At 41.8% G+C, this 15,036-nt stretch carries 13 protein-coding genes; all 13 read right to left on the bottom strand.

Translation table 11 applies throughout. The features are described 5' to 3' along the window. Positions 1–64: 64 nt before the first annotated feature. On the bottom strand, positions 65–409 hold the full coding sequence (locus ACFQ2O_RS13825; RefSeq protein ID WP_377528606.1) for a cytochrome C oxidase subunit IV family protein: 345 nt from the start codon (positions 407–409) through the stop codon (positions 65–67). 77 nt (positions 410–486) lie between these two features. After that, positions 487–1,233: a cytochrome c oxidase subunit 3 gene (locus tag ACFQ2O_RS13820; protein ID WP_377528604.1), complete on the bottom strand. Its 747-nt coding sequence runs from the start codon at positions 1,231–1,233 to the stop codon at positions 487–489. A 23-nt stretch (positions 1,234–1,256) separates the two neighbouring features. Further along, complete coding sequence (locus ACFQ2O_RS13815; RefSeq protein ID WP_377528602.1) at positions 1,257–1,841, bottom strand: cytochrome c oxidase subunit 3; 585 nt, start codon at positions 1,839–1,841, stop codon at positions 1,257–1,259. A 9-nt stretch (positions 1,842–1,850) separates the two neighbouring features. Beyond that, positions 1,851–2,705 carry a heme o synthase gene (gene cyoE / locus ACFQ2O_RS13810; RefSeq protein ID WP_377528600.1) on the bottom strand — a complete coding sequence of 285 codons (855 nt, stop codon included), beginning with the start codon at positions 2,703–2,705 and terminating at the stop codon, positions 1,851–1,853. A 41-nt stretch (positions 2,706–2,746) separates the two neighbouring features. Further along, positions 2,747–3,823 carry a COX15/CtaA family protein gene (locus ACFQ2O_RS13805; RefSeq protein WP_377528598.1) on the bottom strand — a complete coding sequence of 359 codons (1,077 nt, stop codon included), beginning with the start codon at positions 3,821–3,823 and terminating at the stop codon, positions 2,747–2,749. 8 nt (positions 3,824–3,831) lie between these two features. Next, entirely contained in the window at positions 3,832–5,658 is a 1,827-nt protein-coding gene (locus ACFQ2O_RS13800) for a cytochrome c oxidase subunit I (RefSeq protein WP_377528596.1), read from the bottom strand. Between the two features lie 19 nt (positions 5,659–5,677). Continuing rightward, positions 5,678–6,745, bottom strand: coding sequence for a cytochrome c oxidase subunit II (locus tag ACFQ2O_RS13795; protein WP_377528594.1), 1,068 nt, complete (start codon positions 6,743–6,745; stop codon positions 5,678–5,680). A 24-nt stretch (positions 6,746–6,769) separates the two neighbouring features. Then, the gene (locus ACFQ2O_RS13790) at positions 6,770–8,041 is read right to left on the bottom strand and encodes a quinol:cytochrome C oxidoreductase (RefSeq protein WP_377528592.1); all 1,272 of its coding nucleotides are present in this window, start codon (positions 8,039–8,041) and stop codon (positions 6,770–6,772) included. Positions 8,042–8,066: 25 nt separating this feature from the next. Next, positions 8,067–8,741 carry a c-type cytochrome gene (locus ACFQ2O_RS13785; protein WP_377528590.1) on the bottom strand — a complete coding sequence of 225 codons (675 nt, stop codon included), beginning with the start codon at positions 8,739–8,741 and terminating at the stop codon, positions 8,067–8,069. Continuing rightward, a complete protein-coding gene (locus ACFQ2O_RS13780) occupies positions 8,741–9,265 on the bottom strand; it encodes a DUF3341 domain-containing protein (protein ID WP_377528588.1) in 525 nt (174 codons plus the stop codon). Before ACFQ2O_RS13780 ends, ACFQ2O_RS13785 begins: the two co-directional genes overlap by 1 nt. Next, positions 9,258–10,682 carry an NrfD/PsrC family molybdoenzyme membrane anchor subunit gene (gene nrfD / locus ACFQ2O_RS13775; RefSeq protein ID WP_377528586.1) on the bottom strand — a complete coding sequence of 475 codons (1,425 nt, stop codon included), beginning with the start codon at positions 10,680–10,682 and terminating at the stop codon, positions 9,258–9,260. The genes ACFQ2O_RS13780 and nrfD overlap by 8 nt, the downstream gene beginning before the upstream one ends. 19 nt (positions 10,683–10,701) lie before the next feature. Then, positions 10,702–13,686: a TAT-variant-translocated molybdopterin oxidoreductase gene (locus ACFQ2O_RS13770; protein ID WP_377528584.1), complete on the bottom strand. Its 2,985-nt coding sequence runs from the start codon at positions 13,684–13,686 to the stop codon at positions 10,702–10,704. A gap of 38 nt (positions 13,687–13,724) precedes the next feature. Further along, a partial coding sequence (locus tag ACFQ2O_RS13765) for a c-type cytochrome (RefSeq protein ID WP_377528582.1) occupies positions 13,725–15,036 on the bottom strand: 1,312 nt, incomplete at its 5' end.

The raw sequence follows: 15,036 nt of genomic DNA, 5'->3' as shown, positions 1-15,036 counted from the left end.
ATAGGCACTAATAATAGGATACCTAATATTAGTGCCTTTACAGGTTTCATCAAGTAAAATATACTTAGTTGAAGTAGTTTGTTACGGATTCGAAATAGTAGCTGCCTTCAGAAAGAAGTGCTACCATAAGCCAAACAACCAATGAAAGAGGAATAATAACAGACCAGATCAAAGCTTTTGTTTCGTGCTTTAAGTGCATAAACTCAGCTACGATATAAAAGGCCTTAAAAAGAGTAAGGATTATAAAGATTGCATTACGTGCAGTGCCAGCATCCATAAAGAACGCGAACACAAATTCTAATGCTGTTAAAGCTACCAGGATGCCAAACGTTTTCCAAATAGCTTTTGTCTGAGCCTTTGGAATCTCATGCGTCTGGTTAAAATCACTTTCAGTATGATGATGTGCCATGATGTTGAATATCTTAAATTAGCGTATGCCCTACACTTTTATACTTAGGTAGTACGCTTAAGTGTTATCTGTAAAAATTAGATCAGGTAGAAGAACGTAAATACGAACACCCAAACAAGGTCTACAAAGTGCCAGTAAAGACCAACCTTCTCAACCATTTCATAATGTCCACGCTTCTCATAAGTCCCGAACACGGTGTTAAAGAAAATCATGATCAGCAAAACAACACCCGAGAAAACGTGTGTTCCGTGGAAACCAGTGATGAAGAAGAATAAATCTGCAAACAACGGGGGACCATACTGGTTAACAGTCAGGTTAGCTCCAAAAATTTGAGTGCCATCTGAAAGCATCATTCCTTCATCTGTTCCAGTGATAAAGTGAGCCCACTCCCACGCCTGGCAACCTAAGAATATGGCACCAAATAAGATGGTCCAAAGCAACCACTTTTGCACATCATTCTTATCCATACGATGACCAGCTTCTACTGCTAACACCATGGTCACAGAACTTAAGATAAGTATCATGGTCATTAAGGCAACGAAAGCCAAAGGAAGATCTACACCATGAAACCCAGGGAAAGCATTATAAACCTTTTCAGGGATAGGCCACCATTCTGTAGAAAAGACAAATGCTTCCGGATCTCCGGTATATGGCATGTGCTTGTGGCGAGACAAACCATAAACAATTAGAAGAGCCCCAAAAGTAAACGCATCTGATAGCAGGAAAAACCACATCATGAGTTTACCATAGCTCGCTTTCAATGGCTCATTGCCACCATCCCATGTACCTGAGTTAGGTCCTTCCAGCGTAGTTGAAGTAGACATAGTTTATTTAATGAAAAACGTGTTTAGTGATTTATTCTTAAGAATATGTACAAATATAGCCAAAGTCCGCCTAAAAAGTGCCAGTAAACAGTACACAAATGTATACGCAGCATGTTCTTCGAATGAACTTTGTATCTCAGGCTACTGAAAAAAACAATCAGTACAAAGATTAACCCTGTAATCAAGTGAAAACCATGTACTCCTGTAAGAACATACAGAAATGAGCCTGAAGGGTTACTACCTGTGCCTCCAAAAAAGACATTATTATTTACAAGAGTTGACCAGCCATTAAGCTGCCCGACAAGAAATGCTGCGCCTAAACCCGCTGTAAGCAGCAACATTAACTTTAACATTTGCAGATTATCTTTTCTTGCCGCATTATGAGCGAGTTGCATCGTAACCGAGCTAAGAACAATAATAATCGTGTTAATTAGAAGAATGTTAGGTAAGTCAAACTCGAGCCAATTCCCTTCTTCCCTTCTAACAATGTAAGCGCTTGTAAAAGCAGCAAACATCATAATTATACTTATAATTATCAACCAGAGCGAAAACTTTAACGGGTGAACCCCACCACGTTGGTTTTGCTCATTTATTTGAAAATTAGCCATACTCATGTACTAAATTTTATCTAACACAAAGGCTATCTGCACAATTGGCAGATATAAAAAAGAGCCAAACATTATGCTCATGGCTGCCTTTTTAGAACAGGTGTGCATCAAGTAAAATGTTTGAGCTAAAAATAACACACCACATACCACAGCAACCATTGCTGATGTTGAACCAGTCATTCCAAACTGAAGCGGCAGCAAACTTAAAGGGATCAAAACCAAGGTATAGATCATGATCTGTATGGCGGTTTTAAGATTCTTACCTCCTGCCATAGGAAGCATTTTGAACCCTGCCTTTTTATAATCATCATCAAGCACCCAAGCAATGGCCCAGAAATGTGGAAATTGCCAAAAAAATTGTATACCAAACAAAACAATGGCTTGAATATCTAAAGATCCAGTCGCTGCTACCCATCCTATGAGCGGAGGCATACCACCAGGTATAGCTCCTACAAAAACGCATATAGGACTTATCTGCTTTAGTGGCGTATAAACAAAGCCATACAACACTAAAGAAAGCAAAGAAAGAGCGGCGGCAAGCGGATTAAAATATATACCTAGTAAAGCAGTCCCCGCTAGAGCAAGCATAATACAGAATACGACGGCTTCTTTAATACTAAGCTGCCCAGTTGGCAACGGCCTTTTAGAAGTACGCTTCATCAGCTTATCAAGATCCTTTTCCAGAATCTGATTGATGATATTAGCAGCTCCTGTTACTAACATCCCTCCCAACATTACCATTAAGATATCAATCCAGGTACTATTGGGATAACCAAGTATAAAACCTATAGCGCTAGAGAAAGCAACAGTTAAGCTTAGCCTGAACTTCAGTAGCTGAAAATATGCTGATGCTTTATTAGACATAGCGTATGGCTGCAGTAGTGTGTCTGTTTCTTGAGAATACATTAGTTATAAACAACTTCCTGCGGTTTTAATGCCTTATCAGAGGCATAATGGTAAACAATTAAAAGCTGGAACTGAACTCCAAACAGCAATGCTGCAAAAGTTAAATGTAGTGGCTGTAAAACAGGTGGTATGGCAAAATAGGCCATTATTATCCCTATAACTGTCTCAACTCCTACCAGTACCAACATCACGTTCATTAGCTTAGTAACTTGCCTGTTCTTCAACTTGTAAAGCACAAAGGCAATATATAGATGCAATGCCAATACAAGAATAGAAAAAGAGCGATGCAAATAGAAGCTGGTTCCTAGCTTATCAACCCAAAGGTCTCTATTTGTATTGTTCATCATAAACGATACAAGATCAACCTCTTCCCTTACCTGTGTTCCTAGCAAGATTTGCACAAATGTTATTGAAGCTAAGCCCCATAACAACAAACTTACTTTGGCTGAATATTTAAAATCTGCTTTAAATTCTTCTTTCCTAGCCCGCGTAACTGCATATTGTAACATAGCTACTATTACTAAAGCCAGAGCCATATGTACTGTTATAGTAACTGGCAAAAGATTGGTTGAGACAACAATAGACCCCAACCACCCTTGGAAGCCAACAAGGATAAAGCTTGCTAATGCTAAAAAGAAAATCGTTTTATCCGATTTTAAGTATGGGTAAGCATATACTACCGTCAGGAAAATAAAAATACCTATTAGTACACCAACTAAACGATTTACATATTCAATCCAGGTTTTGGTTACGTTAAACTCTGTTTCGATGTACTGACTCGGGTGAGAGAATATTGCAGCAGAAACCTCTTCGAAGCCAAGCTTGTCCATAAAGACAGCTAACTTCTCATTTTTTTCAATACGCTTTTGCTTGTATACTTCTAGGTAGTCATCTGGTAGTTGGCTAACATTAGTCGGAGGAACCCAACTTCCGAAACACTTTGGCCAGTCTGGACAACCCATACCTGAACCTGTACTACGGACAATTCCTCCGACTAATATCAGGAAGTACACAGCTAATACTGTAAGTACTCCAACATTAATAAATCTTTTGTTTTTAAAAGATTTGTAAGCCATGAATAGCTTTATTCAAAGTCTCTTTCCTGCGGCAGGTTTGACGACTGCGTTTGCGAGAAAGGAACTGTTTGTGGTATATAGTCTTCTACTGAACCAGGCTTGCTATAGTCGTATGGCCATCTGTGCACAACTGGCAATTCACCTGGCCAGTTACCATGTCCTGGAAGAGGTGGAGTAGTCCACTCTAGTGTGTTAGAATGCCAAGGGTTAGCTGTAGCTCTGCGACCACGTGCGATGCTATACAGGAAGTTAAACAGGAACACAAACTGTGCAGTAAAACCTAAGATAGCTGCAATACTGATGAACGTGTTCATATCAGTGAAGATGTTGAACGTTTCAAAACCAGTCCAGTTATAATATCTTCTAGGGAATCCGGCTATACCTAAATAGTGCATTGGCATGAACACCAGGTAAACAGAAATGAAAGTTAACCAGAAGTGAACAAATCCTAACTTCTCATCCATCATGCGGCCAAACATCTTCGGGAACCAGTGGTAAACACCAGCAAACATACCAAAGAAAGCAGCAGCACCCATTACAAGGTGAAAGTGAGCAACAACGAAATATGTATCGTGCAGCTGAATATCCAGGGCTGAGTTACCCAGGATAATACCTGTTAAACCACCAGAGATGAAGAGAGAAACGAAACCAATTGCAAACATCATAGCAGCCGTAAAGCGGATATTACCTCTCCACAAAGTTGCTAACCAGTTAAACACTTTTACCGCAGAAGGAACTGCAATAATCAATGTCAGGAACATAAATACAGATCCCAAGAATGGATTCATCCCCGACACGAACATGTGGTGAGCCCATACTACGAAAGAAAGAACTGAAATTCCTATCAGTGATCCAATCATCGCTCTGTAACCAAAGATTGGCTTACGAGAGTTAGTTGTGATTACTTCTGAAACGATACCAAACGCTGGCATAATTACGATATAAACCTCTGGGTGACCAAGGAACCAGAACAAGTGCTGGAACAGGATTGGGCTACCACCTGTGTTTGTTAAAGCTTGCCCTGCAATATATATATCAGACAGGAAGAAACTTGTACCAAAGCTACGGTCAAATATCAACAATAATGCTGCTGAGAATAGCACAGGGAAAGCAAGAAGACCAAGAATAGCAGTCAGGAAAAATGCCCATATTGTTAGTGGCATTTTCGTCATAGACATTCCTTTTGTTCTTAAGTTGATAACAGTTGTGATGTAGTTTACGCCACCTAACAACTGAGATACAATAAACAGAGCCATTGCAATCAACCAAAGTGTCATACCATCACCAGAGCCTTGAATAGCCTCAGGCAAAGCACTAAGAGGAGGATAAACTGTCCATCCACCTGCTGCAGGACCTGTTTCAACAAATAATGAAGAGAAAAGAATAATACTTGACAGGAAGAAGATCCAGAATGAAAGCATATTCATAAAACCAGATGCCATATCACGTGCACCAAGTTGAAGCGGAATCAAGAAGTTACTGAACGTACCAGAAAGGCCAGCAGTAAGCACAAAGAATACCATGATGGTACCGTGCATGGTAACCAAAGCAAGGTAGAACTCTGGATTTAACTTACCGTTTTCAATCCAGCCTCCAAGGATTGGCTCCAGGAAAGTGAATGTTGCCTCTGGCCAACCCAGCTGCAAACGGAACAGGATAGAAAGAAAACCACCTATGAAAGCCCATAAAATACCCATAAAAAGAAATTGCTTAGCAATTGTCTTATGGTCTTGGCTAAAGATGTATTTCTCTATAAAGTTTTGCTCGTGATGATGATCGTGCTCGTCATGAGCATGATGTACATCATGGTTGATAGAAATATCTGTACTAGACATAGTTAATAGTATTTAAATGCTACAACTCAGTATTTACTTCAGCCTTCTCCTCACCTTTTGCATCCGCTACTAATTTTGCAGGAGCATTTTTTGAGAAACTAGCTAATACATCAGGATTCTGTTCAACAAAAGGAACTTGCTCAGCCAACCATGACTCATATTCCTCAGGCTCATCAACCACAATAATGAAACGCATTGCAAAGTGACCTCTTCCGCAAACTTCAGCACAAGCTAGCTCATACTTAAAATCTGGATTACCAGTCTCGTTTTGCATTTCATAAGTAGTTTTGGTAGGTACAAACCAAAATTTAGTTGGCATACCAGGCACTGCATCCATTTTCAGGCGGAAGTGTGGCATGTAAACGCTATGGATTACATCTCGTGATCTGATCTTTAACAGTACTGGTTTACCTTTAGGTACGTGTATCTCACGTGGCATAAAGTCATCTTTTGCATTGACATCAGCGAAGTCAACTCCAAATTCATTCGTAGCTGAGATAAGAGACGTCTTGGCAACACCTAGTTGGTTATCAGCACCTGGATAACGAACCATCCAGTTAAACTGCTTACCCATCACTTCAATCACTACTGCATCTTCTGGAGAAGCACTTGTAATGTTAGTCCATGTCTTCCATCCACCGAACACAAGCAAGGCCATCACAACAGCTGGAATCATAGTCCATATAATTTCAATTTTGTTGTTGTGCGGGTAGTAATAAGCTCTCTTGTCGTCCTTATGCTGATATTTATAAGAATATACAAAGAGAAGTATCTGAGTAAGAACAAATACAATACCTATAACTATCATGGTAGTCCAGAACAGATCATCTGTCCATTCACCATGTACTGATGCTAAAGGCAGATTCATCTCATCCCATGCAGACATGAATGACCATGCAAAAGCAACACTGCCTAACACTAGGAAAAGCAATAGCAGCGTACCATTTACTCGATTACTTGTTTTAGTTGTACCCACAGCACGCTCTGAAGAACCTCTAAAGATCGATGCTAGTGTACCAATCCTAAAAAGAAGGAATAGGACAACTAATAATAAAACTACGGATAAACCTATGGCGATCGAAATCATTATATAACGCTTTTAGTATACTCTCTAAACATGATGGTGAACACTCTCTTCCAAAAACGGATGGTTTACTGAAACCAAAGATGCTTTTGACAAGCCTTTCGCAAATGTGAATAAAAACACACCTAAGAAAGCCAGAGCTGTACCAATTTCGATAAATCCGAATCCTGCGCCAGTACGAAGCGTACCAGGCATCATCATAAGATAGAAGTCTAACCAGTGACCAATCAAAATCGCAATTGTTACAATTTTAAGCATGATCATTTGACGCTTTGCATCTCTTGTCATTAGAACAAGGAAAGGAAAGGCAAAGTTTATTATCAGGTTAGTAAAAAATATCCAGGTGTAGTGTCCGTTATTACCTCCTAGTCTATCAATATAGTAGATCACTTCTTCTGGTATATTAGCATACCAGTATAATAAGAACTGAGAGAACCAGATATAGGTCCAGAAGATTGAGAATGCAAATACAAACTTACCTAAGTCATGAATATGGTTAGCATTAACCAGACGGAGGTAGCCGTTCTGCTTTAGAATAATAACAGTTAACGTAGTTGCCGCAAGACCAGCGATAAACCAACTTGCAAACACATACCAACCAAACATAGTAGAGAACCAGTGCGTGTCTATTGACAGTACCCAATCCCAAGCTGAAGTAGATGAAGTAATACCGAATACTACCAGGAACATGGCAGAGATTCTGATGCTCTTATGGAAGTAGCTTGTACCACCATTTAAATCTTCATCAATTGAATTCTTTCTTAACCAGTTAAAGAAGAAAATCCACAGTGCAAAGTAAAGCACCATACGGATTAAAAAGAATACAGTATTAAGATATCCTGACTTGCCAGCTATGATTGGATCATAACGTGGGTCATTGATATCATATAGGTACTCGTGAGTCCAATGGAAAATATCATGCGAGCCGAAAAGGAATATCACCACCATTAGAATACCGCCAATCGGCAAATAATACCCTAATGCTTCCGGAATTCGCTTTATCAATACTGACCAGCCTGCATATGCTACATATTGCACAGCCACAAAAAATACGCCTATAAGCGCTATACCAGTAAAGTATACATTGTTAAGCCAAAGGTTTAGAAATAAACGCTTTGACCATGTTACTGCTTCATGACCTGCTGCAGCAGCTTCTCCATGCCCTTCAGCATGATGTTCTGCTCCTCCGCCTACGGCCATTATAATGATTCCTGCTATAAGCAAAACTACACCTACAGCTATCATTAAGAAAAACTTGTTATTCGTTTTTCTGGAAATGATGAGTCTTTCTTCTGTCATTATCCTGTTAAATTATGCCTTAGACTTAGTTTTTAGGAGTTTCTACTGATGTTCCTGTTACGGGATTGTCCGTTATGGCCTCCCCTCCAGCTTCATTCTCAACCTTCTCGTCAGTTTCAACAGCAGTTGCCACTTCACCTGTTTGTAGTTGTTGTACATACATTACAATCTTCCAACGTTCGGTAGGATTCACTTGTGAGCCATGAGGCATCATACGACCTCTACCATACGTAATTACATGGAAAATATGCCCGGCAGGAAGTTCAGCAACGCGTCCAGCAGAATAAGATGGTACACCTTTGAACTTCTGTCCAACTAAACCTTGTCCATCGCCCTGCTCTCCGTGGCAAGGTGCACAGAATCGGCTGTACAATACTTTACCTTCTGCCAGGTTTAATTCATTTTTAGCAAGCGGATTCTTAAGTTCTACTCCTGCTACCTCAGCAGTATCAACTGATAGGTAGAGGTTATAGCCTTGTTTTCCTCTTGCTACAGTACCCTTTGCTGGCTCTCTCATGTTCATACCCGCAGGGTTGAACTTGTTCTCTTTAATTTGAGAGTATGGATCTAACGGAATGGAGTGGTACATATCAGGTGCATACTCCAGCCCTGGGTCTTCGTTGTTGCTACAGGCAAAAAGCACTGCAGAAGAGAAGAGTATAGCAGATGCTTTAAAACCTAGTGTCGTGATTTTTTTCATTATTTTACTACCTCCTTCTCATTAACCTCAATTGCACCCGTGGAGCGCAGCAGGTTGTTAAGAGCTGACATATCTGTTACTCCTTCTTTCACTTCAATAGCCATTACAAATTTATCATCTGTAGAACGCTTATCAAATACGTTTACACGCATCGTAGGCCTGATATTCGTTACGATGAAGAATGTAATCACCATGCTAAATGCAGCGACAAGAACTGTCAACTCGAATGTTACAGGAATAAAGGAAGGCAGCGCGATATGAGGTTTACCACCAATAATCATTGGCCAGTCAAATCCCAGCATCCAGATCTGCATCCAAAGTGCAAATGACATACCTGTTAACCCTCCAAAGAAAGCCACGATTGGTAATCTTGAGCGCTTGATACCTAATACATCATCTATTCCGTGTACAGGATATGGCGAAAAAACTTCGTATATCTTAGTGCCAGCTGCGCGAATGTTTTCGATGGCTGTTAGCAGCACATCTTCATCATCATAAATTCCTAGAACAAATTTCTTATTCATTGTGATGCGTATTAGTGTTCAAACCTTTATCAGTACTATGCATGGTGTTTGCATGTGTATGCTTCACACCAGATGAAGATTTAAGGATGGCCTTCACTTCTGCCATGTTGATAACAGGGAAGAACTTACAGAACAGTAAGAATAATGTAAAGAACAAGCCAATGGTACCAACATAAACCCCAATATCAATCATTGTTGGAGAGAACATTGCCCATGATGATGGCAGGTAATCTCTGTGAAGGGACGTAACGATAATTACAAATCGTTCGAACCACATACCAATGTTCACAAAGATTGATATGATGAAAGTCGCAGTAAGGCTTCTACGGATTGAACGGAACCAGAACAGCTGTGGTGTAATCACATTACACGTCATCATTGACCAATAGGCCCACCAGTAAGGACCAGTAGCACGGTTGATGAAAGCATACTGCTCATACTCTACCTGAGAATACCAGGCAATAAAGAACTCTGTAGTATAAGCAACACCTACTATAGAACCAGTCAGGATAATTACCTTGTTCATTGATTCTACGTGCTCCAGCGTGATGTAATGCTCTAAATGGAACACTTTACGCGTGATAATCATCAAGGTAAGTACCATGGCAAAACCTGAGAAAATCGCACCCGCTACAAAGTATGGAGGGAAGATTGTTGTATGCCAGCCAGGTATAACTGAAGTTGCAAAGTCCATTGATACAATGGTGTGTACAGAAAGTACAAGAGGAGTAGCAAGACCTGCCAGAATTAATGACACAGTTTCATAACGAGACCATGCTTTGGCGGAACCTGTCCAGTTCATAGAAAGAACGGCATAAGCTCTTCTTGCTATCGGACCGGTTGCACGGTCACGGATGGTTGCAAAGTCAGGAATAAGACCAATGTACCAGAATACTAGTGATACAGAGAAGTAAGTTGAAATCGCGAAAACGTCCCATAGAAGCGGTGAGTTAAAGTTAACCCATAGCGATCCAAATGTGTTCGGCAACGGAAGTACCCAATAGGCCAACCACGGGCGGCCCATGTGAAGTACCGGGAACATGGCGGCACAGATTACCGCAAAAATAGTCATTGCCTCAGCTGCACGGTTGATAGATGTTCTCCACTTCTGGCGGAACAACAACAGGATGGCAGAGATAAGCGTACCAGCGTGACCGATACCTACCCACCAAACGAAGTTGGTGATGTCCCATGCCCAACCTACTGTCTTATTCAATCCCCACTCACCGATACCATACCAAAGTGTGCGGTAAACTGAGTAAATGAATATAGCCAATCCTACTAATGCAACGGCTAGAGCCGCCGCCCAACGTGGGTTGGGCTTGGCTTCTACCTGTCTGCAGACATCTTCCGTGATGTCGTGGTATGTTTTCCCCCCGGTTACAAGAGGCTCTCTTATCGGAGATACATGCTGCATAACGCTCTCGAAGTTATATTTAAGCTAAGTTTCTAATTTTTGTCAGGTAAGTAACGTTCGGCTGCGTGTTAAGCTCTTCCAATACGTGGAAAGCACGCTCCCCTTGCTGACGAGCCAGTACTTTTGAAATACGGCTTTCAGCATCCTTCATATCACCAAAAATAATGGCTTCAGTAGGGCAGGATTGAGCACAGGCAGTAACGATTTCACCATCTTTCGGTCTTCTGTTTTCACGCTTAGCCTCTAGTTTACCTAGCTGCACACGCTGCACACAGAAAGAGCATTTTTCCATCACACCACGCGCACGTACAGTCACGTCTGGGTTCAGCACCATTTTACCCAAGTCGTTGTTCATTGGCTCGTTCATATTGAACTTATCGTTATTTGCATAAGCGAACCAGTTGAATCTACGAACTTTATAAGGGCAGTTGTTTGCGCAATAACGTGTACCAACGCAACGGTTATAAACCATTTGGTTAATACCTTCAGAACTGTGCATGGTAGCAGCAACAGGGCATACAGTCTCACAAGGAGCATGGTTACAGTGCTGGCAAAGCATTGGCTGGAAAATCACCGATGGGTTTTCAGCAGGATCTTCCATAGTAGCATAGTCCTTCTCTTCATGCTCTACAGCACTATAGTATCGGTCTATACGCATCCAATGCATTTCGCGACGGTTTAGCACTTCAGCTTTACCTACTACCGGAATGTTGTTCTCAACATTACAGCTCATCGTACATGCACCACAACCGATACAAGAGTTAAGGTCGATAACCATACCCCAGTGGTGGTTCTTGTACTCGTAGTCATCCCAAAGAGAAATAGTCGCTGGTTTAGCTGGTCCCTCGTGCGTTGCAATACGGATGTATTCTGTTACTTCTTTCGGATTCTTTTTATACTCAGCTAACGTATTAGACTGCACAACCAGACGGTCCATAATAGTATGGTGTGTCTGTGTTTGTGCAATTGGAGACGTTGCATTTGTCTTCTCAAGCTTTACCGTACCTGTGTAAAGAACTACATTATCAACTACAGTGGAAATTGGATAGGCATTAGCACCCAGTCCATTTGCAACAGGCATAGCCTCTACATTTCGACCGTAGCCTACAGCTATACCAACAGTACCACTTGCTTGTCCTGGCTGCATTAGTGCAGGCAGCTCAATGCTTTCGCCGTTAGCAAATGTAACTTTCAGCACATCTCCCTGTACCACATCTAATTCCTCTGCCATTTTACGTGGCATGGCAATGTAGTTACCCCAGGTAGCTTTTGAAATTGGATCAGGAAGCTCCTGTAACCATGGGTTATTTGTTAACTCGCCTGTACCGATACTTACTTTCTCATACAGAACTGCTTCAACTGCTCCTGAAGCAACTTTCTTAGGTGTTGCAGAAACGGCTGCTGGAGCTGATGCAGTAATGTTCAGCATGCTTGAACCATTTTCCAGTACACCGTCATGTACTACCTTCTCCCAGAAATCATTGAAGTTGCCTGCAGTAGCTACAGATCTCCAGTTGTTTCTCAGATACTCATAGTAGTTCGTGCTATTACCACTCCACGCCAGCAAGCTATCTTGCATCTGACGTGTCGTAAAGATTGGGCTGATAGCAGGTTGACCTAAGCTCAAATAGCCTCTTCTTGGTTCGAAATCGTTCCAAGACTCCAGGTAATGGTGATCAGGAGTCACAAAATCAACAAACTTAGCTGTTTCCTCTACTCTATCAGCAAAAGAAACTTTTAAGCCCACCTTTTTAAGACCGCTTACCACTTTAGCAGCAAGAGGGTGATTGTATACAGGATTGGCATCGTAGAAGAATACAGCACCTACAGTGCCAGCGTTCATCTCGTTCACCAAACGAATCATGTTTGCATCATTACCCTGCTTCACATAAAAAGGAGCAGCAGTATTAATGGTAGTACCCTCAGCACCTAATGCTGAGTTGATTGCAGTAACCATTGACTGGATGGCAGGATCATTAGAACCCGCCACAACAAGTGCTCTGCCCCTGTTAGCCTGAAGTTCTTTTGCAACACTTGCCACAGCCTGTGCCTGAGCACCCGATGCTGCACCACGTCCTGTAACTACACCATAAAGTGCTGTAACTAAGGCCGCCTCTTCAGAAGGTTTTATCGGAACACGTACGTCTGCATTGGCTCCAGTTAATGAATAAACAGTTTCAAACTGGTAGTGACGCGACATGCTAGGGTTGTCAGCATCTACTTTTCTGTTCTGAATGTATTGCTTAGCAAAAGGAACAGGTGCGACCCAGGTACCAAGGAAATCAGCATTGATACCTACAATAACATTAGCCTTGCTGAAGTCATATCCAGGAATAACGCCACCGTTAGCTTGCAGCAGACCTGAAGCAGAATTAGCGTCATATGTAACATGTTCGAAATTAGCGAAACGAGCGCCAAATTCATTTATCAGCTTTTTAGTTGACGGGCTGATGATGGTAGAAGAAACAAAAGCCACTTTACCGCTTACATTAGCAAGTGCTGCTCTTATTTGCTTGTCTACATCTTCCCATTTCGCTTCTTTTCCTTTGATCAAAGGATGATGAAGACGGTTATGATCATAAAGACCAAGTAAAGAACCCTGTGCTTTCGGGCTTGTACCGTATGGCGTAAGCGTAGAAGTAGGGTTAGGCTCTATCTTGATAGGTCTTCCTTCACGGGTCTTAACGAGAATACTATTGTAGTCTCCGTTTTGGAAGTAAGTTGATGCATACCAGTTAGCTACTCCTGGCTCAACGTCCACTGGCTTGTTCAGATAAGGTATAGCTTTACGTACCGGTGCCTCACAAGAAGCCAGCGATACTGCTGCTACACTAAATCCAAGAAGCTTAAGAAAGTCGCGGCGTTGCGTTTTACCTGTAGACTCCCCTCCATTTGCTTCATTAACCGGCAGGAATTCTGGAAACTCGTTATGAGCATTCTTCTCGAATTCAGGAGTTTTTTCTAACTCCTCAATTCCTTTCCAGTATTTTATTCTGTCTTGCATATTATATCTAGAAAACTCGAATACTTAATGTTTAAGAATTAATAGTGACACTTAGAACACTCCGTACCACCATTTGAAGATACTGTGAAAGCACCTTTAGAAGACTGCTCGTGCAATTCAACCAGGTTATCATAGTACTCATTACCTTCTGTGTTCAAAGGAGTCTCACGGTGACAGTCAATACACCATCCCATGGTTAGAGGAGAATATTGATACACAACGTCCATCTCCTGGATTGGGCCGTGACAAGTCTGGCACTCAATACCACCAACCTGCGTATGCTGAGAGTGGTTAAAGTAGGCAAGATCAGGAAGATTATGGATACGCACCCACTCGATTGGTCTGTTACGCTCTATAGCACGATAGATTTTCTGAATCTCAGGAGACTCTGTTTTAATCTGGCTATGGCAGTTCATACAGATATTTGCCGAAGGAATACTAGCACTCTTGCTCTTGTAAACAGTTGAGTGGCAGTAGTTACAGTTTATCTGATGCTCTCCGGCATGCAGTTTATGAGAGAAAGCTATTGGCTGCTTAGGCTCATACCCTTGCTGAATACCAACACCCATCGCTGTACCCCAGGCTAGATCAACAAGCACTACCACAAAAATCAGCAGCACCAAGGTACGAACAGCCTTTGATTTATAGATCTTAGAGAAATCGAAGCGCTGATTTACAACTTCATCATCATACTCGTTCAGTGTACGGCTCTTGTTCAGGTAGTTCTTTAAAAGCGACGTGATCAACAACAAGGTAACCACCAATACAATAAGCACGATTATAAGCACTACCAGGATAACATCCAGGTATCCACCTACCGCACCAATAGCATCAGTTCCAACATTCTCACCTGCTACAGCACCTTCTGGGCCTTCCGTTGGAGCACTAACTACGCCCTGACCAGACTCCAGATACGCCAGGATAGACTTGATTTCATCATCAGAGAAAGCAAAAGAAGGCATCGCCTGCTTGCTATACTCATTATAGATTGCAACAGCCTCCGGGTCACCGGCAGCAATTAATGCCTGCGAATTTTTGATCCACTTTAGCAACCATGGCTGACTGCGTCTTTCTGTTATGCCTTGCAAGCCTGGGCCTACAATAACATCACCTCCAGCAGAGTGACAAACAACGCAGTTGTTTTTAAAAAGAGCTTCCCCTGCATCAAGCACCGCCGGATCAGCTCCGCCGCCTACTGTTGCACCTTCTGTGGCGCCAGGCTCCACTCCTTTTGTCGCCACTTCAGCTTGCTCACTTTCCCCTTGGGCATAAGCACCAAAAGAAAGCATCGTCGCAAATAAGAAGGCGAAGAAAATTTTAGATTTAGATTTAAGTATACAGCTACTCATA

This window comes from Pontibacter rugosus, assembly GCF_042678745.1.
GTDB lineage: Bacteria > Bacteroidota > Bacteroidia > Cytophagales > Hymenobacteraceae > Pontibacter > Pontibacter rugosus.
The sequence above is the reverse complement of the archived record's forward strand: the minus strand, read 5'-3'. Positions and strand labels throughout refer to the sequence as shown.